This window comes from Sphingobacterium yanglingense (assembly GCF_004363245.1).
Classification (GTDB): Bacteria; Bacteroidota; Bacteroidia; order Sphingobacteriales; family Sphingobacteriaceae; genus Sphingobacterium; species Sphingobacterium yanglingense.
In genome coordinates this window covers 86,939-109,826 of sequence record NZ_SNYV01000013.1, presented here as the reverse complement: position 1 = coordinate 109,826, position 22,888 = coordinate 86,939, and the positions used below count along the sequence as shown (strand labels likewise).

Here is a 22,888-nt window from a genome sequence, read left to right as displayed (position 1 = left end):
TATACCATGCAGGTAAGAATGAAATTTTTAGATCGCTATCTGACGTTATGGATTTTTATCGCTATGGGACTAGGGGTACTTGTAGGCAATATATTCCCGGGAATCTCAGACAGCATGGATCAGCTGTCTATCGGCACGACAAATATCCCACTGGCCATTGGGTTGATAGTCATGATGTATCCACCTCTAGCCAAAGTTAACTATAGTCTACTTCCATTGGCTTTTAAGGATAAGAAAGTTTTAAGCCTTTCGCTTGTGCTCAACTGGCTGGTCGGTCCCATTTTAATGTTTATCCTTGCAGTAATATTTTTACGAAATGAACCGGATTATATGGTAGGGCTGATTCTCATAGGACTGGCGCGATGTATTGCCATGGTAATTGTCTGGAATGATCTTGCAGGAGGTAATCGAGAATATGCTGCGCTTTTGATTGCGCTAAACAGTATATTTCAAGTGCTCTTCTATAGTTTCTTTGTCTGGTTATTTATCAATGTGCTCCCTGCTTACTTTGGTTTTGCGGAATACGCCGTTTCGATAAAAATGAGCGAGGTAATTAAAAGTGTATTAACCTACCTCGGACTTCCATTTCTAGCGGGATTTCTAAGCCAACGATTGCTTACGAAATGGAAAGGTGAGAATTGGTACAATCGTAAATTTATCCCTTTTATATCACCATTCACCTTATACGCCTTGCTATTCACGATTGTACTGATGTTTAGCCTAAAAGGAGAGCAGATCGTTCTGCTGCCTATGCAGGTCTTAAAAGTAGCGATTCCATTGTTGATTTATTTCGTTCTCATGTTCTTTATAAGTTTTTTCATCAACAAAGCAATGCATGTGGACTATGACAGAAATGCGGCAATTTCCTTTACAGCCACAGGAAACAATTTTGAGCTTGCGATAGCTGTAGCTATTGCAGTATTTGGAATACATTCTCCACAGGCATTTGTAGGCGTAATCGGACCATTGATCGAAGTACCCGTACTGATCGCCCTCGTAAAAATAAGCCTATGGCTTAAAAAGAAATATTAACCATCCAAGCTAGACGCTTTAATACCATCCAAAAGTGTTGGTATTAAAGCATTGTCTCTAGCCTATAGCATTCTCGCGTACGGAAAGCATAATGTATTCATCCCGAAACATCACATTTATGCTCCATTTTCCAGTTCATATCTAAGAAAGGAAGATCAGGTTCAAAGAGTTTGGAAAATAAACTATTATAATTTAATAAAAATACATTATGTTTACTTAAACTAACAAAGACGTTGAGCTACTTGGCTCTACGACCGAACTTATAAACACTTGAAAAGCGCTTTTTTCATATTAAAACAGTTGCAAAAAGGCAATCAACTCGCTTTTAGGGAGCTTTATAGCAATTTCAGTGCACAGATTTACCAACTTGCTTTCAATATCCTTCGGGAAGTGATATATGCGGAAGAAATCGTACAGGACACGTTTTTAGAAGTATGGAACGGAAGGCAGAATATTGACTGTGATGCCAATATCGAGGCTTATCTCTATGTCATATGTCGCAATAAAAGCTTCAATAAACTGAAACAGATAAAAAGAGAACAAGCACTATTTGCACCGCTACAGGAATGTAATAATCCGAGCAGCGATGCCGAAGAAAATAACCGTAAAGAAAGTGAACTGCGTGAACAGCTCGAAATAATTATCCAAAAGCTCCCTGACCGCCGCCAACTGATTTTCCGTCGCAGTAGACTGGAAGGTTTTTCACACAAAGAGATTGCCCTAGATCTCGATATCTCAGTACAGACTGTAAAAAACCAGATGGCCACCGCCCTCAAGTTCATACGTGACGAGCTGCAAAAGGATAACAAAAACTTCACTATTTAATATTTATTTTTTCACAGATAGTACTTCGTGGTTCTGAGAATTGTTATATCTATAAACAGCTCAGTAACCAACCATGAATAAACATAAATTACCATATTTATTAAAGTGCTATTTTGAAGGGGGACTAACCCCTGACGAAGAAAAGCTGCTTCTTGAGTTATTGACCAATAACCCTTCTGAAGATATCCTAACACAATTTGATGAATACTATAAACAATATGGCAAAGCTGTCCCCTTTTTGGACCACCAGCAGAATCAAGTGTGGGAAAATATCCTACGCCAACAGAAGGATAACGGTCTCGCCTATCGCTGGCGCGCTATCCTAAAATATGCCAGTGTTGCGATAGTACTACTGATAGGTACTATCAGCCTGTTCAGATCATTCTATAAAACAGAAAATAGTTTCGGGTATACAACTTTGGAACACTTCTCTTTTGACAATAGAGCCCCCCTGCTCTCCCTTCGCGAACCGGGGCAAAATTTCCGTTTATTAAATGAATATGAACTACAGCGCTATGGAATATTTGTACATGCCAGCGGCACTACTTTTACCAATGCAAAGGAGGATTCTATGCTGGCTAATAATCTCGAATTAAAAATAAACACCAAAAAAGGACAGCTGCACCGGGTTTTTCTCCCTGATGGAAGCGAGGTTTTATTAAGTGGTAACTCGGAAATAAACGTACCGTTGGTGTTTGATAAGCATGTGCGCAGCCTTTCGCTAATCGGCAACGCTTACTTTGATGTTATGGGGAATAAAGAATGGCCTTTTCATGTAAAGACGCCACATAACGTAACCAGGGTGCTGGGGACAAATTTTAACGTAAATGCTACCGTGGGTAAAGAAGAGGAAATAACGCTACTCGAAGGTGCTGTAAAGATCTACAACAAGGAGAACAGTATATTATTGAAACCTGGCGAACAGGCATTTGGGAACAATGCTCTTCAAAAGCGAAAAGCAGACCTAAAGAAAGTGACTGCCTGGCAACAAGGATACCTTTACTTTGACAACCTAACTATCCGGGAATTGATGAATTCGATCAACGAATGGTATAACCTGGAATTTGTCAGTTATGACTATGAAAGTGATGACCGTTTTTCCGGTTCATTCAAACGCACCAATAGCCTAGAAGAATTATTAAAGAACTTACAGGAAGTCTCATCAATTAGATTTAAAGTTAAAGAAGGAGGAGTCTATGTATTGAAAAAATAACACCTATGAAAAACAATATACGGAGGTGCGGCAACACCTCCGTATGAGATAACGATTCACTACGAAAATTATAAATCATTTTATCCTATTCAAATGTACAAAACTTCTCACTCATGGCGGCAACCTGTAGGGAACAGGACCGTCAAAATTTTGATGCACATGAAACTCATCATCTTGTTGCTAACCATCGCTTGCGTACAGGTCAGTGCAAATAGTTATGGTCAATATGTCACTATAGAAGCTCGAAACAAGCCGTTTAAAGCTGTTCTGGCTGAAATCAGAAATCAAACGGGCATAGACTTTATATACAACACAAGGAATGTGAATGAATATGAAAATGTAAATCTACGCTGTGAAAATATGCGTTGGACTACCGCGCTAGAAGAGCTACTGTCCAAGCAGAAACTTCAGTACAAAATCAACGACAATACGGTACTGATCCAAAAACCGGACGTAAACGAGGTCAGCACACCGACAGAGCCTAGGCATAATCAGCAAGAGTTAGCAATAAGTGGCCGGGTCCTCGATGCCAACCGTCAACCTATCGCGGGTGTATCATTGAGCATAAAAGGAAGCAGTCTCGCTACTTCGACCAATAATAAGGGGCATTTTTCTTTCAATGTACCGCGCAACAGTGTACTTGTCATAAAATACATCGGCTATCTACCGCAAGAGAAGCTAATTACAGATGCCAGCCCTATAGAAATTATTTTGCAATCGTCAGAAGAACAGCTGGATGAGGTGGTCGTAATCGGATACGGTACCCAATCGCGCAAAGAAAGTACGGGAAGCCTGACCTCCGTGAAAGGAGATGACATCAATAGTCTTCCGGTGCAGAGTTTTGATGCGGCACTGGGAGGCCGTTCTTCAGGAGTACAGGTAAGTGCCAATGCAGGGGTACCGAACCAGGCTCCTGTATTCAAGATCAGAGGCACAAACTCGCTATCGCTCAGCACCTATCCACTCGTAGTCATTGATGGTGTACCTGCATTTGACACCAACGATGACTCTGGACCGAGCTATGCTTCTAACAACCCGCTATCGGCAATCAATCCTGCTGATATCGAGAGTATTGATATCGCAAAGGATGCTGCTGCCACGAGTATATACGGTAGTAGAGCTGCAAATGGTGTTGTATTCATCACTACAAAAAAAGGTAAAAGAGGATCGACACGTGTCAACTACGAAGGCTGGTATGGCATCAATAAAGCAAACAGATTACCCAAGATGCTGAATGCAGCCCAGTATGTGGAAATAAAAAATGAAGGAATACGAAACGACGGCTCTTACAACGATAAAACAAACTATTTCTCGCTAAACAAGGATAAAGACGGAAATTTTATCGACACGGATTGGAATGACTATATCTACCGCACGGGGCAGTCACATAGCCACGCACTGAATATATCAGGAGCGACGGATAAGACTAACTATTACGGGTCGATATCCTACGCGAACCAAGAAGGTATTTTTCAACGCAGTGGTTTCGAACGTAAGTCAGCAATGTTCAACATTGACAACAAGACCACCAATTGGATGAAGGTAGGCGCTAAACTAAATTTCTCTAACGAAAACAACCTCGCAGCGATGTCTACGGGTACAGGTTCTACGGGTGCTTTTCAATCTTCATCTTCTTCGGGTGCCATGTCCCGGATAGCCCTGATATCGGCTCCAGTCGCAGCTCCCTACAATAATGATGGCAGCTACAATACGACAGCAAGTGGTTTCATCGGACTAATGGATAATGAAGGCCACCTTAACCAATCCCGTTTTGGTTTTTACAACCCTGTGATCTCTTTGGACCACAACCGATCGAACAATCATGTCAATAATATACAGTCTAATGCTTTTATACAGATTAATCCATTACCATGGATTTCCTTCAAGAGTATTTATGGTATAGACTACCGCCTTGCAAAATACGATCATTACCTGTCGCCACTCTCGGGTGAAGCAATATCGACCAACGGCTCTACATTTAATCTCCAAGCCAACAAGGAGCGCTGGGTATGGACCAATACACTAAATATTGATAAAAAATTTGCTGATGTGCACAGCTTAGGTGTATTACTGGGCCAAGAACAGCAACGCACTACAGGAAATCAGTTCGGTCTGCAACGCACTGGACAAAGTGATCCATACTACACGACGATACAAGGGGGATGGCAGAATGTAGTGGCTTATGCTACTGGTAATCCCGAAATCAACAACTACCTATTCTCCTTATTCTCTAGGGTACAGTACGACTATATGAAGAAGTACTACATAACTGCAAACCTACGCCAGGATGAATATTCAGCATTGGGATTAAACAATAAAAAAGGGGTATTCTGGGGCGTATCTGCAGGATGGGATATTACAAAAGAAGATTTCTGGAAAGACGCTTCTATCGCCAGCACGCTCACAAACCTTAAGCTGCGCGGAAGTTACGGTAAAGTTGGAAATGTAGGCGGCCTTACAGACTTTGGTGCCATCAATACCTATAGCGCGAATCTATATGGTGGCCAGCCGGGATTGACCTACTCCATAACAGGTAACCCGGATCTCAAATGGGAAACCAGTAAAAAATTAGATATCGGTCTTGATTTTGGCTTATTCGGCAAAATAACAGGGGAAATCGGATACTACCGTAATACCGTCGATGGCTTGATCATCGCTGTTCCTCTTCCTCCTTCCGCTGGAATTCCGAATGCGACTAACAACCGTATCCTGCAAAACGTAGGTGAAATGTATAATCAAGGCATAGAACTAACATTAAATACATCGCCAATAACGAATGACAATTTCACCTGGAATACTTCTTTCAACTTCACGACCAATAAGAATGAAGTTAAAAATCTGGCCAATGGAGTATCCAGTATCATATTGGGCTCTAACGATGGTCTGACCATCACAATGCCGGGACAAAGTGCAGGTATGCTCTATGTAATTGAAACTGCGGGTGTCGACCCAGCTACGGGCCGTCAGATTTTCTTGGATGGTAATGGCAATAAAGTGCTTTATCAGCAGAGCTTGAACGGAGGGAATGGTGTCAAATATCAATGGGAATATGAGGATGGAAGCCGTGCACGTGCAATCACGCCTGCTGAAGACGCTAAGCCTTACCGCAACGTAGCACCTAAGGTATTCGGAGGTTGGTCTAACTCGTTCAACTATAAAGGCATAGAGCTATCGGCATTGATTACCTATCAATTCGGTGGACATATGATGAACGGAACACAGGGCAGCATGCGTGATATGCGCTTCTGGAACAATTCGGTAGACATGTTGGATAGATGGCAAAAACCAGGGGACAACACAGACATTCCCCGTCTGGTAAATAATGACAATGTTTCTAATGGCAATACCCTTCCACTGTCCAAGAATGTAAGTTCGACGGATTTTATCCGACTTAAAAATGTCATGATAGCCTATAACTTCTCTAGCACTATAGCCAAAAGAATAGGAGTCGGAAACCTACGTGCCTATGTAAGTGGACAGAACCTGGCAATGTGGACCAAATACACCGGATTCGACCCAGAGGTAACGACTTTTGGTAATGCAGCCATACAACAGGGTATCGATAAGAACCAGGCGCCAAATGCGCGTACGTATACGGTTGGCTTATCTGTTGGTTTTTAATCATTATTGATCACTATTTAGGAATTTATATCATGAAGAATAATCTAAAATATATACTATGCTCTTCGCTACTTGTACTATCCCTAGCGAGCTGCAAGAAAAACGAATGGCTAAATCCAAATCCACTGACTCTAATCACTGATGAGACTGCTTTCGGTAGCGCAGAACGGATAGGCAACCAGGTGAACGGTCTATATGTAAATCTTAAAGCAACTAACCTGTACGGTAGCTGGGGAGTACTATTGAGTGATGTCCGCACCGGCGAATTTCATTCTTCCAATATGAATGGTGCTACAGGGGCCATTGTATTCTCGATGCTAACACAGGCCACGACCTCGGATGTAGAAGATGTCTGGGCGGCAGGTTACCTCGCCATAAATAAGGTGAATGTATTTCTCGAAGGCCTCGAGAGCAAAGGGAAAGCAGTACTGAGCGAAGAGCAGTTCAACCAGTACAATGCGGAAGCCCGACTGATACGTGCCACGAGCTACTACCTGCTTCTGCAGCTCTATGCCCGTCCTTTCTGGGATGGCAAAGGCAGTATGCCTGGTCTACCTCTACGACTAAAAGGAAATGTCGGTCCCGGGAACTACGACCTCAAAAGGAGCTCTGTAGCGGAGACGTATAAGCAGATCTTAGATGATTTAGATTTTGCCGAGAAGAACCTGCCATCGAATTATAGCTCTGCTGCACTGAACACGACACGTGCTCACAAAAACACAGCTATCGCTTTAAAAACCCGGGTATACCTGAGTATGGGCGAGTACGACAAAGTGATCACAGAGGCGGATAAGATTGTCCCTGCTGCAGCACCATTCGTAGCCCCCACGGGCGTAGCCAATAAATTAATGGGCAGTGTTACTGAAGTATTTAAAGCTCCATATACCTCAGATGAATCTATTTTCTCCATGCCTTTCAGTTCCAACGATGCACCGGGATCATCGCTACCGCGGTATTATATGCCAGGGCTTACGGATGGAGGGACACCAACGAGCAATGGGGCCGGAGAGTACTCCCTGAATGTGGTTGAAGGAATCTTTGCTTCGAACACTTGGGCTGCAGATGATGATAGACGGACTTCGTTTGTGAAGGTCGGCAAACAAAGCGGCCGCCCTTGGCTTTTCAAATTTTATCAGGCCTCACCTTATTTAGACTACATCCCTGTAATCCGTTATGCTGAGGTCGTCCTGAATCTTTCGGAAGCATTGGCAAGGAGTAAAAAATCTATTGACAGCCGCTCGCTCGCCTTGTTTAATGCGATCTATTCTCGTTCTAACCAAGGGAAAACATACGCCTCTAGCGACTTCGGGACGCTGGACACCTATCTCGACCGAATTATAGAAGAAAGAAGGATTGAATTCTTGGGAGAGGGCATCCGGAATGGTGACATCATGCGTCTAGGGCAGACTATACCATCAAAAGTAAAACAGTCTATCCCTGCTGTCGCACCTACGGAGCCTAACTATATATTTCCGATACCGAACAGTGAATTGACTTTGAATAACCTCATCAAAAATGACTGATAATGGTAAAACAATTGTATTATATAGTAGCCTTTCTACTTGCGCCCATCAGTATATGGGCGCAGGCAGGGAGCCTGGCTCCCTCTATTCCTAGAGGACCAGCATACCACAAATCTGCAAAAGCAACACCGCTATCTATTGATACCTCGGTGATCGAATCTAATTCTTCTATTATTCCGAATATCGTCGAAACCAAGCACCGTGCTAGACTGAGAAGTGGCACATTAGATTATACCGCCCAAGCAGGTTATGTCCAACTGAAGGATGAAGACGGTAATGCAAAAGGAAATGTCTTTTTTATCGCCTATATCGCCACAGGCAAAAAAGCGGCGGACCGTCCACTAACATTTGCCTTCAATGGAGGACCAGGATCGGCCTCGGTATGGGTCAATCTCGGTTTTATGGGGCCAAAGCGTCCTGTACTAAATGATGCTGGAGACGCCGTCTACCCTTATAGCTACACCGATAATCCGGAAACATGGCTCGATAAAACAGACCTTGTATTTATCGACCCTATATCGACAGGGTACAGTAGGGCTGTAACGGGTGAAGACCCCAAACAGTTTCACGGCTTCGTGGAGGACGTACAATCGGTAGCGGATTTCATCCGACTGTATGTTACTAAAAACGAGCGTTGGTCTTCAAAAAAATACATTATGGGCGAAAGCTATGGTACACCACGTGCAGCCGGATTGGTGCAATACCTACAATCGCGCTACACCCTGTTTTTTGATGGGGTCATTATGCTAAGCTCTATATTGAATATGCAGACAGCACGTTTTGAAATAGGCAATGATGTGCCTTACCCCTTATTTCTACCGACTTATACCGCTACAGCATTTTACCATAAAAAGCTTGCTCCAGAACTCCAGCAGAACCTGAGAAAGACATTGGATGAAGTAGAAAAATTTGCCAATACGGAGTACCTACTCGCGCTGAATAAAGGCTCTGACCTGAGCACTACAGAATATGAACATATCGCGAACAAACTGGCCTACTACACAGGCTTGTCGATTCCGTATATCCGATCGACCAATCTCCGTATCAACATCCATAAATTCTGTAAAGAGTTACGCAGGGATGAGGGCCTTACTGTAGGGCGGCTGGATAGCCGTGCCATAGGGAGAGACTATGATGATAGCGGACAACAGGTCGAGTTCGACCCGGCAGGCAATACAGCGGGCACATTCTCGGCCACCATTAATAACCATATACGGACTGAACTAGGTTTTAAGAATAACCTACCTTACGATTTTTCGGGTGCAGTCCATCCTTGGAACTATGATAACGTGCAAAATAAGTATCTTAACAGCTCGGAATTGTTAAGGCAGGCAATGTCCAAAAATCCGGACCTCAAGGTATGGGTTATCGCTGGCTATTATGATCTGGCTACCCCCTATCATGCAGCAGAGTATGTCGTCAAGCATATGAACCTGCGCCCCGAACAGCAAGCCAAGACTTCCTTTACTTATTATGAGGCAGGCCATATGGTCTATATGCCAAAAGAATGTATGATACAACTAAATAATGATGCTGATGAATTTTACAAGAAGAACTAAGTGGGTGACGTTAGCTACGCGGCTGACCCTCATTACGAGCTCCTGGTTAATAGCGACCACTGCACTTGCCCAGGAACAGATTCCTTATAAACTACCTCCACAAAGCATCGTGGATCTGGTCGATGCTCCACAAATACCGGATATAAAAATAAGTAGTGATGGCGTATGGATGCTCATCCTCGAAGCCCCAGGCTTTGAAACCATTATAGAGGCATCACAACCCGTATTAGGGATTGCGGGATTGCGTATCAATCCCATAACCTACACTACTGTGGGCGAAAACTCGGGTAAGTATAAATCGATACGGATACGGGATATTAAAACAGGAAAAGAATTCTCGCTGGACGGTCTCCCAAAAGACCTACAACTGGCAGATATCAACTGGTCTCCCTCTAATAACTCTTTTGCGTTTCTTAATAAAACTATAAAGCATACCGAACTTTGGATAGCGGATCTGACTACGCAAAAAGCCCGTAAGCTGATGGACCAGGTCAACGATAGTTTCGGTAAAACTTTTCAATGGAAAGATGAAAACACCTTACTGGTACAACGGGTTGCCTTTGCCGACCAGAAGGCTCCCGAAGCGAATCCGGTTCCAATCGGACCAATTGTCCAACAAAACCTAGGTGGAATCACTCCTTCCCGTACCTATCAAAACCTATTGGGCAATGCGCATGATGAAGACCTGATGAGCTATTATCTAAGTTCCTCATTAGTCGAAATCGATCGTAATGGACAGATTAGGGAAACGGGGATTTCGGGAATCTTAAATGATGCAAGCTATTCGCCAGATAGCAAGTACATCTTGGTCGAAAAAATCGTGAAGCCTTATTCTTATCTCGTACCCATTCAACTGTTTCCTGTTGAAGTCGCTGTGGTAAACCTAAGCGACAATAGCAGTAAAACCATACACACCATTCCTTTAGGGGACAACCTTCCTATCAGCTTTGATGCAGTGATTGCGGGGCCGCGCAATTTCTCCTGGCGTAAGGATAAAGATGCTACCTTGTTATGGACGGTAGCGCAGGACGCTGGTGACCCAAATCAAAACAGAGAGTTCCGCGATGAGCTACTCCAGACTAATGCACCTTTTGAAATCAATCAAGCGACAAAGCTCTATATCAGTAAATATAGGATCCGTCAGGTTTCATGGAGCACAGGCTTTGGTATCATAGAAGAAAATTGGCGCAAAGACCGTACTTCGCAATTGACGGTAATGGATTCCAAAACTAACAAAGTACTTCGTGTATTGGCCAATCGTAAATCGGAAGATACGTATAGTGATCCAGGAAAATTTCTTCTTAATGGCAAAGGAATGTTACGTGGTGATAACAAAGGAAATATTTACACTCAAGGAACTGGTGCATCAAAAGAAGGAGATCGTCCCTTTGTAATGCGATGGAATGTACATACGAGCAAACAGGACACCTTATACAAATCTAAACGAAACTATTACGAAGAACCTCTGCATTATGACGACAAGGGAATTGTCTATGTTTTCAGAGAATCATCAACGGCTTCGCCCAACGTATACGCTATTACGTTAAAATCAAAAGCGGAGGATCAGTTGACACATTTCTCAGATCCTTATCCAAGTCTTCAAAATGTAGAGAAAAGACTTTTATCATATCCCCGTAAAGATGGCTTGAACCTATCAGCGACCCTATATCTACCCGAAGGTTTCAAAAAAGGCGATGCCCCCCTACCCGTATTGATATGGGCGTACCCACGAGAATTTAAAACTAGAGCTGCTGCGGGACAGGTCAAAGGTTCGCCACACCGATACCCAAGACTGGCATTCCGATCGCCTGTATTCTGGGTGACCAGAGGTTACGCTGTACTCGACCAAGCTGATATGCCCATCGTCGGTGAGGGAAGCAATGAACCTAATGACACATTTATCCAACAGATTGAGGACAATGCAAAAGCACTGATCGACTACGTCGTGGATCTAGGAGTAGCCGATAGAAATCGTATAGGTGTAGGAGGGCATTCGTACGGTGCATTTATGACCGCCAATCTATTGGCTCATACAGATCTCTTTGCAGCAGGTATCGCCCGAAGTGGTGCCTACAACCGTACGCTGACTCCCTTTGGATTTCAAGGCGAGGCCCGTACCTACTGGCAGGCCAAAGATGTCTATGATAAGATGTCTCCTTTTACCTATGCGCCAAATATAAAACGTCCATTGCTGATGACACATGGTATGGATGATGAAAACTCAGGTACTTTCCCGATACAGAGTGAACGTCTTTATGCAGCGATCAAGGGGCATGGCGGTATTGTACGCCTGGTACTACTACCTAAAGAATTTCATGGCTACCGTAGCAGAGAAGGTGTGTTGCATACCTTTTGGGAGCAAGATCAATGGTTAGAGAACTATGTTAAAAACAGAAAGGACACGAAATAATGGCAGTTAGAACTATTTTAATTTGGTTTTTAGCGCTCAGCATAGGAGCTGTGCAGGCGCAGCAAATAAGTACTCCAAAATCTCATTTTGGGTTTAACATAGGCGACGATTATCAAATAGCGAACTACAAAATGATGGAAAGCTATTTCCTGAAAGTTGCCGCAGAATCCAACCGGGTATTAATCGAGAAAGCTGGGTTGTCCGAAGAAGGGCGTCAACAGTATCTCTTGGTTATTTCTTCCCCGGAAAACCTTGCCAATGTTGAGAAATACCGAAAAATATCCCAGTCACTCGGCCGTGCTGAAGGCATAAATGAACAACAGGCCAGACAACTATCGGTAGAAGGCAAGCCTATCGTTTGGATCGATGGAGGGATGCACTCTAATGAAACTGTGGGGTCGCACCAAATGATTGAAACATTATATCAGTTGGCTTCAAGCAATGAGGCTGATATATTGAACTATCTGGATAAAGTTGTTATCCTGATGTGGCATGTCAATCCTGATGGGCAGGACCTACTGGCTGATTGGTACATGCAATATGAGAATCCTAAGGATAGGAATATGTCAATCCCTACCTTATACCAAAAGTATGTAGGCCATGATAACAACCGGGATTTCTTCATGTACAATATGAAGGAAGCCAGTAACCTGGCGAAGGTCATGTATGTAGACTGGTTGCCACAGATTGTCTACAACCACCACCAGACTTCGCCCGATGGAACCGTAGTGGCTGGCCCTCCTTACCGCGATCCTTTCAACCATGTATATGATCCGCTGTTGGTAACAGGAATTGATGGTGTGGGCTTTGCGATGATCAATCGATTGAATGAAGAAGATAAACCTGGGTATGTACGTATGGATCAATCGACGTTTTCTACTTGGTGGAATGGAGGATTGCGCACTGCTCCGTACTTTCATAACATGATTGGTATATTGACAGAAACAACTGGTAGTCCCACTCCTTCTACCATACCACTGGTAGCGGAGCGTCAGATCCCAAGGAATGGACTACCTAATCCAATAGCTCCGCAGAAATGGCATTTCAAACAATCTATTGATTATTCGGTATCGATGAATATGGCCATATTAGACTATGCTGCACGGAATGGAGACAAGTTGCTCTACAACTTTTATAAAATGGGAAAAAACTCTATAGACCGGGGTAATACCGATCATTGGACGGCCTACCCGCGTTATATCGATCTACTGAAAACGGCCTATGAAAAAGATCTTAAAGCAGGTAAGATCGTAGAAGACGCGACGTCCTTCTACCGTTCGAAACGTATTCCGGCTTCTTATTTCGATAGCCTGTACCGTACTCCAGAACATCGGGATCCGAGGGTGTACATCCTATCTGCAGATCAGGCAGATTTTGGTACTGCAGTCAAATTTGTCAATGCACTGATCAAATCTGGCGTGTATGTCTATCAGGCCACAGCCCCGTTTAGCGTACAAGGCAAACAATACCCCAAACATTCCATAATTGTAAAGACAAATCAAGCATTCCGTCCACAAGTTATCGATATGTTTGAACCACAGGATCATCCACATGACACGGAGTATGAAGGTGGTCCTCCTATACGCCCCTACGATGCTGCGGGTTGGACGCTAGGCCTACAGATGGGGGTGCAATATGATCGCTTTTATGAAGAGATAACTGGACCATTCGAACGTAAACCACACGGTGCCGCATTGGTTGCGACCACCGAACAACTCCCTAGCAGTAAAGGCGGCTATCTGATAAACGGCAAAGCCAATGACGCTTTTCTAGTGATCAATAAATTAATTGCTGCCGGTTTAAAACCACAGCGCGATCTGGATTCTAAAGATTTTTATATTGATGCTAAACAGCAAAAATTACTACAGCAGAACATCCAAGACCTAGGCCTACGGGTAGAGGCTATAGATAAAAAGCCTAATCATCTGGCTCCCGTAAAAGCCTTGAAGATAGGTCTGTTTGATCACTACGGTGGATCAATGCCATCGGGATGGGCACGCTGGATATTGGAACAATATGGCTTCAACTATGAATTGTTCTATCCGCAGAATATAGATAATGGTGATCTAAAAAAATATGACATTGTACTTTTTGTAGGACAGGGTATTCCAGCACGCAATGAGCAAAGTACCAAGTTCAGACTTCCGGAAGCGAATCTGGTTCCTCAGGAGTTAAATCATTTGATGGGACAGGTCAGTCTCGAAAAATCTATTCCTCAATTGAAACAATATATTGAGAATGGAGGGCGGATTCTGACTATAGGGAGCTCGGCAGACTTGGTTTACCACTTTAATCTACCCGTAACGGATCCTTTGACAAAGGCCGGGAAGGACAACAAACCTGCTCGCCTATCCAGTTCAGAATACTATATCCCGACAAGTATCTTACGCGCGAGTCTGGATGTGTCCCGTGCAGAAAATGCGGGATTGGACGAGAACGTTAATATTGTCTTCAATAATAGTCCTGTATTTCAATTTGAAAATAGCTCCACACTTTATTCTCTAGGTCATTTTAGTAATAAAACTCCGCTTCTGAGCGGTTGGGCACATGGCCAACAGTACTTAGATGGAACCCAGATCGGGCTTGCCGCAATAATGGGCAAAGGAAAGCTTATCGCCTTTGGTCCGGAGATAACAAACAGAGCACAGAGTCATGCTACCTTCAAATTGTTGTTCAATCAACTGTACGACTAAAAGGTTATTTACTTTTAATAAAAGCCTCAATATCTTAAAAGATATTGAGGCTTTTTTGTATACACTTCATCGTGTTTGATCTGTCGCCTCAGAAAATAATTGAGACAGTTGGGGTACTATTTCTTTCTCTCTGCGAATATTGTGTTCTTGTAGATTTGCACCTCACTAGACCTCCAAAACCTCATCCTGTAGGATAGATTCTCCACTTTCCAACTGCGTGATGACATTATACTTCGCTTGTGTAAACGCATAATCCTTGGCCTCAGCAAATGATATATTATATTTACGCTGGACGCCTTCGGCGATTTGCGCAGGTAGCTTCGCTAATAAAGAATCGTAGTATCTATCGAGTACTGGGCTAGATGGTAGAATGTATTCAATCTGTAGTTGAAAACGTCTAAGGATAGCTGCATCAATAACTTCAATATGATTGGTCGCACAAATAAGTAATGCTTTTTCCGGGTAGTAATCGATGAGTTGTATCAATGTATTGACGAGGCGGCGTATCTCTCCGACATCTTTATCTTCACTCATCCGGGACTTCCCTATCTGGTCAAATTCGTCTAGGAAAAGAACTGCCTGGTCCCGACCTGCTTTGTCAAATATCTGTTTAAGGTGTTGGGAGGTCTCTCCGATCTTGGCGCTGATCACATTGCTTAAATTAAGAATATAAATGGGCTTATTCAATGCATTTGCCAACGCCTTAGCGGTGCTAGTCTTTCCACAACCGGAAGCTCCGTATAAAAGAATTTTATTATTTACTGGCAAGCCATAGCCTTGGAGCACATCTAAGTACTTATGTTCTTTCAACAGATGATCTAGCTGTCCCCGGCTTTCGTCAGCAAGAATCATATCATCTAACGCAATGGCTTCTTTTTTGGTAATTAATAAATCCGCGATATTCATTATACAATAACTAATTTTCCGTTGCAAAGGTACGAACTTTATGAAGTTTGTACAGCATCCGCAAAGTTGAAGAATAGTTCTAACCAGTTGCTACTCCAGTATCGGATTTAATTTACTGGTCCAGAAAAAAAATTGTAACCTTTTAGCCTTTCACCTACTCTATGTCAATAGATACCGCCATAATAACTTCTTGTTGCATGGGATAGGTATTTGAGAATACAACTATAGATTATACTAGAGACATTCTAAAAAGAAGAGGAACAGAATTATGCTACAGATCAGTAACGATTTATCAAAGGAGCGACCTACCGCACCACTGCACAATACCGTGTTGATATCTCTGGGAACTGGTATCTCCTCGGAGGTCAGTATCAAAGAAATCTTGACATATTTTCAACATCTAGGAAAAACGGCAAGAAATACGGATTTCATCCAGACCTCTTCCTTAAAGCTGAAAGCATTGAACCACTCCTTGAGTGCGGCTTTGCTGCTTCACACCGGTCTTTCTCAGTCCGGGCTGTCAAAGAAACTAAAGCAGCTCGAATCTAGATTGAACAGAATAGATTTAAATATAATCACCTTTAATAAGGTCATTATCGAGGAATCTAAAGTAATTGAATCCCCAACACTATTGGGTTTTATCAAACAACTACAGCCTGAGCTGTTCGCCTGGCGAATGCCTTAGGATTTATATTAGTTTTCAGGCTAAATATGTAGGTATTTAGCTCTGTATTTCTTGCAATTTTATGTAGGTTTGAAGGACACAAAATCTACATAAAATACACTATGGAACAATTCAATGACCTCCCCGAGGTTGAACTTATCGACCGTATATTAGCGGGCGACACCAGACTCTACGAACTGATTGTAAGACGATTCAACCCCTATCTTTATAAAATTGGAAGATCTTACAATTACAATCATGAGGATACTCAAGACCTGATGCAAGATAGTTTTGTCGACGCTTTTAAAGGGCTTGACACTTTTGAAGGTCGCGCTCAATTTAAATCCTGGATTATGCGCATCATGCTGAACAACTGCTATCGGAGGCGAGAAAAGTGGAGCTTCAAAAACGAGACAAGCATGGAAATCAATGATGCCACGCAACCAATGTTCAGTCATTCCAATCCAGACTCGCATGCTATCTTGCAGCGCCGCGAACTTCGCCGTGTAATCGAGGATGCCTTATCCCGACTCCCTCTTGAATATCGCATGGTTTTCTCCTTACGCGAAATCAACGGTCTCGATGTTGCCGAGACGGCCAATATACTGGATATCAGCGAAAGTAATGTTAAAGTCAGACTCAATCGGGCAAAGGATAAACTTCGCAGAGAAATAGAGAAAAGCTATAGCCCTTCTGATTTATTCGAATTTAATCTTATCTATTGCAATAATGTGGTTGATAAGGTATTTGTTGCTATTGGTAGCTTATCCAATTAAAAAATGGAAGCGGTATAATCGGGGAGAGAATACCGCATTCCGCATCTACCATTATAAAATCATACGGAATGTATGATAAAAAAACTGAGCATTTTAATAAGCAAGCACCTCGACTTCCGTCCTTCTGTTTGCTTGGTGTTCGTCCGGTGTACAATCTACGCCATCCGCACATTTGTTGACCAATCTCGATTCGCCATAGCCTTTAGCTACTAATCGATCGCGTTCGATCCCTTTAGCCACAATATAATCCACAGCTGCCTGTGCACGTCTTTGGGACAATTTCTCATTGTATTTCTTCGCTCCGCGGCTATCCGTATGACTTGAAAGCTCAATTTTCAGTGTCGGGTTATTCCGCATCGTCGCTACTAACTTGTCTAAAATCAGTGCCGCATCTGGACGGATTTTAGATTGGTCAAAATCGTAATATATATTTTCTAACACAAATTTTTCGCCAACTTTATTTACAGGTTGCAAATTAAGTGTTAAATATATGGTGGTATCTTGTCGAGGATACACCGCATTGAAGGAGGCACTATCTGCCATATACCCTTCACGCTCTCCGTAAACCCTGTAAGACAACCCTTTACCAATATCAAAATTAATTTCACCTTTGTTATCTGTACTTCCTCGGGCTATTACTTTATTTTCTTCATATAGCATTACAACCGCCCGATCTAGAATTTCTCCGGTCTTTTTATCCTTCACGACAGTAAGAAGTTCAATATTTAACCTAGGTTTTGTCAAAGAAAAGGAATAAATATCGTCAGATCCTACTCCTCCCGTACGATTTGAAGAGAGATATCCCATCGTATGCATGGCATCATCCATACTGGTCACAAAGGCAAAATCGTCCGAAGCAGAGTTGACCGGATATCCCATATTGACGGGAACGGTAAATGTAGACTTCGCGCCTGTTGCTTTAAAAATATCCAAACCTCCCATTCCGATATGTCCGGTACTCGAAAAATAAAAATCATCACCTTCTACCGAAGGAAACATTTCGTCTCCACTCGTATTGATCTGGCTTCCGGCATTCTTGGGAGCAGCCCAGGAACCATCCTGCTGTAATTCACAATACCAAATATCAACACCTCCCTGTCCACCAGGCATATCTGATGCAAAGTAAAGAATATTTTCGTCTTTATTCAATGTTGCATGGCCCAAAGAATACGCCTTTACATTATTATACGGAAAATCTTCTTCTGTCCACGACTCACCATTCTTTCTATAGATTTTGAGCTCTAGGTTTTGCTTCTTCCAGCGTTGCGAATGTGCTTTGTATTTCTGTGCGTCCTTACCAGCGTAAGTACGTGTTAGGAATAACATATCATTTGCCAGATTGACCGCTACCGGTCCCACATGAAAAGGGGAGTTATTGAATGACTCGGTCATTATATTAGGATAATGCAACGAACCGTCAATACGGCGTTCCGCCGAATACACTCTAAGGTAAGACTGTCCGGTCATACCACTTTTGTCCTGTAATAGGCTATTCGGCTCTGTAGCATACAGTGCTCCATTAGCGGTAGGTGTCAATCCAAACTCAGCCAAAGCGGTATTGATAGCCTGCTCGTTATTGATCTGGTGCTTGGTAGGATGTTGCATCCAGTAAGCAGCAGAATCTGCTCCGACGATAGCCCGTTCTACTTCGGGGCTAGCCCCATACTTACTTATATATTTTGCGTACTGCTCTTTCGCTTCGGGATATTTCCCTTGTTGCTTCAATACTTCAGCATACTTTAGATGCGCCTCTTGGCTAGCATCTTGAAGTGCTACCACACGTGAGAACCAATTTTCGGCAAGGTCGTAACGCTTAATATAATAATAGCTTTCTGCCAACCGCTCTAAATCTTCCGTTTTTGGTTTCTTTTTATCCAGTACCAACTGTTCGTAGGATTGCGCGGCATTCGCGTATTCCATTCTCAAGAACTCCTGCTCTGCCCTAGCTCTTCTACCTGGTTGCTCCTGTGCCTGAATATGTTGAAAATTGAGTGCTAAAAGCATTGCTAAAGCACCTATTCCTTTATAATATTTTCTTTCCATATAGCTCACAATTAATAGTTAGAAATATCGAGGGCTCATCACTTGTCTTCCTGTTCTTCCAAATGTAACACCTAATGTCACTTCATGTGTTCCATTCTGCATACCACTCATTCTATTAAGCATGTGATCATAAGAATAGCCTATTCTGAATTTCGGTGAAACATAAAACTGCGCAATACCACTCATCGAGTTTAACGCACTGAGCTTCGCTGCAGATTTTGAAACATAGTCCCTATCGAATATTTTCGCTCTTGTTCTATAACTAGCACCTATCCAAAACTTTTCATTAAAGATAAACATAGCATTGACATCCATAGACGTCGGCCCCTTAAAATCATCCTTGATAAGGATACTTGGGCGCAACATCAATCCCCGATCCAACTCGACCAACATCCCGGCTATGAAATAACCGTGTATACTTCTATAGAGACTCTCTAAAGAGTTTAGGTTGAATTGAAAATCCTCTCCACTCTTGCTATTGGTAAACAAATCGTGTACCGCCACACCAGCATACCACTTGGGGTTGCTATAGTACACTCCTAGTCGCACATCTGGCCGCCAGGTCGAAATCTTACCTTCAGGCACAGCTTGATCACCTTGATCGTGGAATTTTAATTTATTTCCGTCCAAACTATATTGTGTTGCTCCCGCTGCAATCCCTAATGCCAGGCGATGCTCGTCTGCACGGTCCAATTGTAGGCGAAGAGCATAGTTAGCATAGGCACTCATCGCTCCTTGCGCTCCGAGTTGGTCTCCGGTTATCTGTAAGCCCACACCATGCCGCTTATCCTGATCAACTACCCCGTCTATAGATATCGTTCCTGTCTTCGGTGCGCCATCCCATCCGGACCATTGACTGCGAAGGCCCATCTGTCCGAACCACTCTTCTTTATACCCGGTATAGGCTGGGTTTACGCTGATCGAATTGAATATATATTGTGTAAACTGAATATTCTGTTGGCCGTAGCTCTTCATTCCTAGAAGAGCCATGGTCAACACTAATGCACTTTTTATTCCGTATCGTTTCATAACACGTATTTCTTAATTATTTCAATTAATTTGACTTGATCGTCACCCATCCCTTTTGTACTTCTGACTTACCGCCTTTCACTAGCTCCAGTACATAGAAGTATGTACCTTCACTCAATCCAGCTCCAGACCAGTCATTATTGTACTTATTGCTCTTATACACCTCATTCCCCCAACGGTTGACGATAGTCAGTACTACTCTGTCATAAAGCTCTAGGCCTTTGATCCGGAACTCATCATTCTTACCATCGCCATTCGGCGTGATGATATTTGGAATATCCAGATCATTGTTCATAACAGCTACACGCACTGTCGCCGTATTACTCCATCGACCTTTAATATCTTTCACACGATAAGTAAAGGTATCTTCACCAATCATTTCACGAGAAGAGATATAGGTAACTTTACCATCTATTCCTACAGTTGCAGTCGCTCCTACCGAAGAAGATACCACCTCAAGAGAAGTCGGATTAATATCCCATTTGGTTACGATATCATTCGCTAATACATCAATCTCTACAGCTACAGCAGTTTTTGTTTCAGCAACATCATCTACCGCTTGGATCAATGGATAAACCACTGGGATCTCCGGTGTATCATCTTTATCATCTTCAGGATCTGTTCCCGGTTCTTTACCTGGTCCCCACACGGAGATACCGTTAGTAATTTTCTCAGGAGCCTCATCATCCACCTTAGCTGTGATCTTCACGATAATTGTACCGCCAACTGTTAATTTAGCTGTAGTTTTTACCGTGGCATTATTACCTGTACTTGATATTGTCGCGTTATTACCAACTATCTCATACTTCTCTATGCTCACACCAGCGCCAGGACGTTCTACCAATTTGATATCTTTGCCTATCTCCATTACCGACGGTCCGTTGTTGGTTATCGTCACTGTGAATGTCGTAGACTCTCCGGCTTTTACCTTGCTCTCATCTGCTACTTTTTCTATGGTCAATTTGTAATCACGATCTACAGGAATCGGAGGTGTGTCATCCGTGTCATCCTCAGGATCTGTACCTGGGTCCTTATCTGGTCCCCATACCGTGATACCATTGGTAATCGTCGAAGGTGCATCTGCATCTATTTTAGCGGTTACTTTTACCACTATAGTCTGTCCTTTTGCAATCTTCGCTGTTGTAGTAACCACTGCATTATTAGCTGTTCCACTAACAATTGCGTTGGCACCTACTATTTCATATTTATCGATGGTTACACCTTCACCAGGACGCTCTGTCAACTGGATTTTTTTGCCTACATCGATAGTAGATGGACCATCATTTGTAATAGTCAACGTAAAGGTAGTATTTTCTCCGGCTTTTACTCGTGTCTGATCTGCCTTTTTCACAATACTCAGATTCGACTCTCGATCTACCGGCACCTCAGGGGTATCATCCTTATCATCCTCTGGGTCAGTACCAGGATCCTTATCTGGTCCCCATACTTTGATACCGTTGGTGATAGTCGATGGTGCATCCGCTCCTACCGCTGCTGTTACTTTTACAATTATTGTACCTCCTACTGTAATCTCACTATTGGTAGTTACGGTAGCTGTATTTCCAGTACCCGCTGCGATAGCATTACCTGAAGTTACAGCGTATCCAGTGATTGTTAATCCTGTACTTGGTATCTCGCCAAGGGTGATAACTTTACCCACCTCAATCTTAGCAGGGCCGTTATTGGTGATCGTAACTGTAAAGCTTGTATTTGTACCTGCTTTGACACGTGTTTGATCAGCTACTTTTGCTATCAATAAATTATTCGCAATAACAAATTTCGCTGTAGCCGGGCTACCGTTGATAGACTTAGCATCTACTTGAGCGTCTACCGTAACTGTCCCTGGTTTTGTCGATCTAGTCTCGATCACTGCCACACCAGCTGCATCTGTTTTGACTGTTCTTGTGTCCTTAGTACCATCAGGGTTAGTAATACTGAATACTACATCCTTATTCGCAATAGGATTCTCAAACGCATCCATGATTGTAGCCGTGAACTCATTGTAGTCTACACCGTCTGCAACAGCATTGTCTTTTGTAACCTTAAGATTCGATTTTGTATAGTCAATAGCTCCTGCAACGAACGTCACTTCAGCTGGACTACCTAATGTGATAGTAGTACCATTAGCCGTAGCCGTGATGCTTGCTGTACCGATCTTCTCACTGGTCAACGTTAGTTCAAACTGCCCATTAGCATCTGAAGTACCAATTAATGTAGATGTCTGAACGCCTGTCAAACCTGAAACGGTGTACTCCACAGAAGCATTAGCAACCGGATTACTAAAAGCATCCAATAAGTTGACTCGTACTTTATTCTCTTCAACACCATCTGCAGTTGCGTTATTATCAATAACCTCAATATTAGATAGGCTGAAATCAATAGCACCGGCAACAAACGTAACCAATGCAGGGCTTCCTACCGTGATCGCTCTACCACTAGCAGTAGCTGTGATACTAGCTGTACCGATCTTCTCACTGGTCAACGTTAGTTCAAACTGCCCATTAGCATCTGAAGTACCAATTAATGTAGATGTCTGAACGCCTGTCAAACCTGAAACGGTGTACTCCACAGAAGCATTAGCAACCGGATTACTA

General features: G+C 42.9%; 14 protein-coding genes. 10 read left to right on the top strand and 4 right to left on the bottom strand.

Annotated features, from left to right (window positions below; genetic code table 11):
- The first annotated feature begins 6 nt into the window (after positions 1 to 6).
- The 8 genes from arsB to CLV99_RS08795 all read left to right on the top strand — a co-directional run bounded on the left by arsB (position 7) and on the right by CLV99_RS08795 (position 14,876).
- Positions 7 to 1,032, top strand: coding sequence for an ACR3 family arsenite efflux transporter (gene arsB / locus CLV99_RS08830; protein WP_133584146.1), 1,026 nt, complete (start codon positions 7 to 9; stop codon positions 1,030 to 1,032).
- 270 nt (positions 1,033 to 1,302) lie between these two features.
- Positions 1,303 to 1,857: an RNA polymerase sigma factor gene (locus tag CLV99_RS08825; protein WP_133584145.1), complete on the top strand. Its 555-nt coding sequence runs from the start codon at positions 1,303 to 1,305 to the stop codon at positions 1,855 to 1,857.
- A gap of 73 nt (positions 1,858 to 1,930) precedes the next feature.
- The gene (locus tag CLV99_RS08820; protein WP_133584144.1) at positions 1,931 to 3,070 is read left to right on the top strand and encodes a FecR family protein; all 1,140 of its coding nucleotides are present in this window, start codon (positions 1,931 to 1,933) and stop codon (positions 3,068 to 3,070) included.
- A gap of 159 nt (positions 3,071 to 3,229) precedes the next feature.
- Complete coding sequence (locus CLV99_RS08815; RefSeq protein WP_162850073.1) at positions 3,230 to 6,691, top strand: TonB-dependent receptor; 3,462 nt, start codon at positions 3,230 to 3,232, stop codon at positions 6,689 to 6,691.
- A gap of 32 nt (positions 6,692 to 6,723) precedes the next feature.
- Positions 6,724 to 8,214 carry a RagB/SusD family nutrient uptake outer membrane protein gene (locus CLV99_RS08810; protein ID WP_133584142.1) on the top strand — a complete coding sequence of 497 codons (1,491 nt, stop codon included), beginning with the start codon at positions 6,724 to 6,726 and terminating at the stop codon, positions 8,212 to 8,214.
- Positions 8,215 to 8,216: 2 nt separating this feature from the next.
- Positions 8,217 to 9,773 (top strand): S10 family peptidase, encoded by a 1,557-nt coding sequence (locus CLV99_RS08805; protein ID WP_133584141.1) that lies wholly within the window; start codon positions 8,217 to 8,219, stop codon positions 9,771 to 9,773.
- Positions 9,751 to 12,183, top strand: coding sequence for an alpha/beta hydrolase family protein (locus CLV99_RS08800; RefSeq protein ID WP_133584140.1), 2,433 nt, complete (start codon positions 9,751 to 9,753; stop codon positions 12,181 to 12,183). The genes CLV99_RS08805 and CLV99_RS08800 overlap by 23 nt, the downstream gene beginning before the upstream one ends.
- The gene (locus CLV99_RS08795) at positions 12,183 to 14,876 is read left to right on the top strand and encodes a M14 family metallopeptidase (protein ID WP_133584139.1); all 2,694 of its coding nucleotides are present in this window, start codon (positions 12,183 to 12,185) and stop codon (positions 14,874 to 14,876) included. The genes CLV99_RS08800 and CLV99_RS08795 overlap by 1 nt, the downstream gene beginning before the upstream one ends.
- A 165-nt stretch (positions 14,877 to 15,041) precedes the next feature.
- On the opposite strand, the gene CLV99_RS08790 is transcribed toward CLV99_RS08795, so the two are convergent.
- Entirely contained in the window at positions 15,042 to 15,782 is a 741-nt protein-coding gene (locus CLV99_RS08790) for an AAA family ATPase (RefSeq protein ID WP_133584138.1), read from the bottom strand.
- Positions 15,783 to 16,050: 268 nt separating this feature from the next.
- On the opposite strand from CLV99_RS08790, the gene CLV99_RS08785 reads away from it, so the two are divergent.
- Positions 16,051 to 16,467, top strand: coding sequence for a hypothetical protein (locus tag CLV99_RS08785; protein ID WP_133584137.1), 417 nt, complete (start codon positions 16,051 to 16,053; stop codon positions 16,465 to 16,467).
- Between the two features lie 101 nt (positions 16,468 to 16,568).
- Positions 16,569 to 17,222 (top strand): sigma-70 family RNA polymerase sigma factor, encoded by a 654-nt coding sequence (locus CLV99_RS08780; protein WP_133584136.1) that lies wholly within the window; start codon positions 16,569 to 16,571, stop codon positions 17,220 to 17,222.
- Between the two features lie 93 nt (positions 17,223 to 17,315).
- On the opposite strand, the gene CLV99_RS08775 is transcribed toward CLV99_RS08780, so the two are convergent.
- The 3 genes from CLV99_RS08775 to CLV99_RS23200 form a co-directional block, all read right to left on the bottom strand.
- The gene (locus CLV99_RS08775) at positions 17,316 to 19,265 is read right to left on the bottom strand and encodes an OmpA family protein (protein ID WP_133584135.1); all 1,950 of its coding nucleotides are present in this window, start codon (positions 19,263 to 19,265) and stop codon (positions 17,316 to 17,318) included.
- An 18-nt stretch (positions 19,266 to 19,283) separates the two neighbouring features.
- Complete coding sequence (locus CLV99_RS08770; protein WP_133584134.1) at positions 19,284 to 20,294, bottom strand: PorP/SprF family type IX secretion system membrane protein; 1,011 nt, start codon at positions 20,292 to 20,294, stop codon at positions 19,284 to 19,286.
- Between the two features lie 25 nt (positions 20,295 to 20,319).
- Positions 20,320 to 22,888 (bottom strand): Ig-like domain-containing protein (locus tag CLV99_RS23200; RefSeq protein WP_162850072.1); only part of this gene is annotated, 2,569 nt, incomplete at its 5' end.

What these genes read in the sequence shown, in the direction of transcription:
- CLV99_RS08785 (WP_133584137.1), top strand. Translation starts at nt 16,051, where the DNA reads ATGCTACAGATCAGTAACGATTTATCAAAGGAGCGACCTACCGCACCA.
- CLV99_RS08775 (WP_133584135.1), bottom strand. Translation starts at nt 19,265, where the DNA reads ATGGAAAGAAAATATTATAAAGGAATAGGTGCTTTAGCAATGCTTTTA.
- arsB (WP_133584146.1), top strand. Translation starts at nt 7, where the DNA reads ATGCAGGTAAGAATGAAATTTTTAGATCGCTATCTGACGTTATGGATT.
- CLV99_RS08820 (WP_133584144.1), top strand. Translation starts at nt 1,931, where the DNA reads ATGAATAAACATAAATTACCATATTTATTAAAGTGCTATTTTGAAGGG.
- CLV99_RS08790 (WP_133584138.1), bottom strand. Translation starts at nt 15,782, where the DNA reads ATGAATATCGCGGATTTATTAATTACCAAAAAAGAAGCCATTGCGTTA.
- CLV99_RS08770 (WP_133584134.1), bottom strand. Translation starts at nt 20,294, where the DNA reads ATGAAACGATACGGAATAAAAAGTGCATTAGTGTTGACCATGGCTCTT.
- CLV99_RS08810 (WP_133584142.1), top strand. Translation starts at nt 6,724, where the DNA reads ATGAAGAATAATCTAAAATATATACTATGCTCTTCGCTACTTGTACTA.
- CLV99_RS08805 (WP_133584141.1), top strand. Translation starts at nt 8,217, where the DNA reads ATGGTAAAACAATTGTATTATATAGTAGCCTTTCTACTTGCGCCCATC.
- CLV99_RS08795 (WP_133584139.1), top strand. Translation starts at nt 12,183, where the DNA reads ATGGCAGTTAGAACTATTTTAATTTGGTTTTTAGCGCTCAGCATAGGA.
- CLV99_RS08800 (WP_133584140.1), top strand. Translation starts at nt 9,751, where the DNA reads ATGAATTTTACAAGAAGAACTAAGTGGGTGACGTTAGCTACGCGGCTG.
- CLV99_RS08815 (WP_162850073.1), top strand. Translation starts at nt 3,230, where the DNA reads ATGAAACTCATCATCTTGTTGCTAACCATCGCTTGCGTACAGGTCAGT.
- CLV99_RS08780 (WP_133584136.1), top strand. Translation starts at nt 16,569, where the DNA reads ATGGAACAATTCAATGACCTCCCCGAGGTTGAACTTATCGACCGTATA.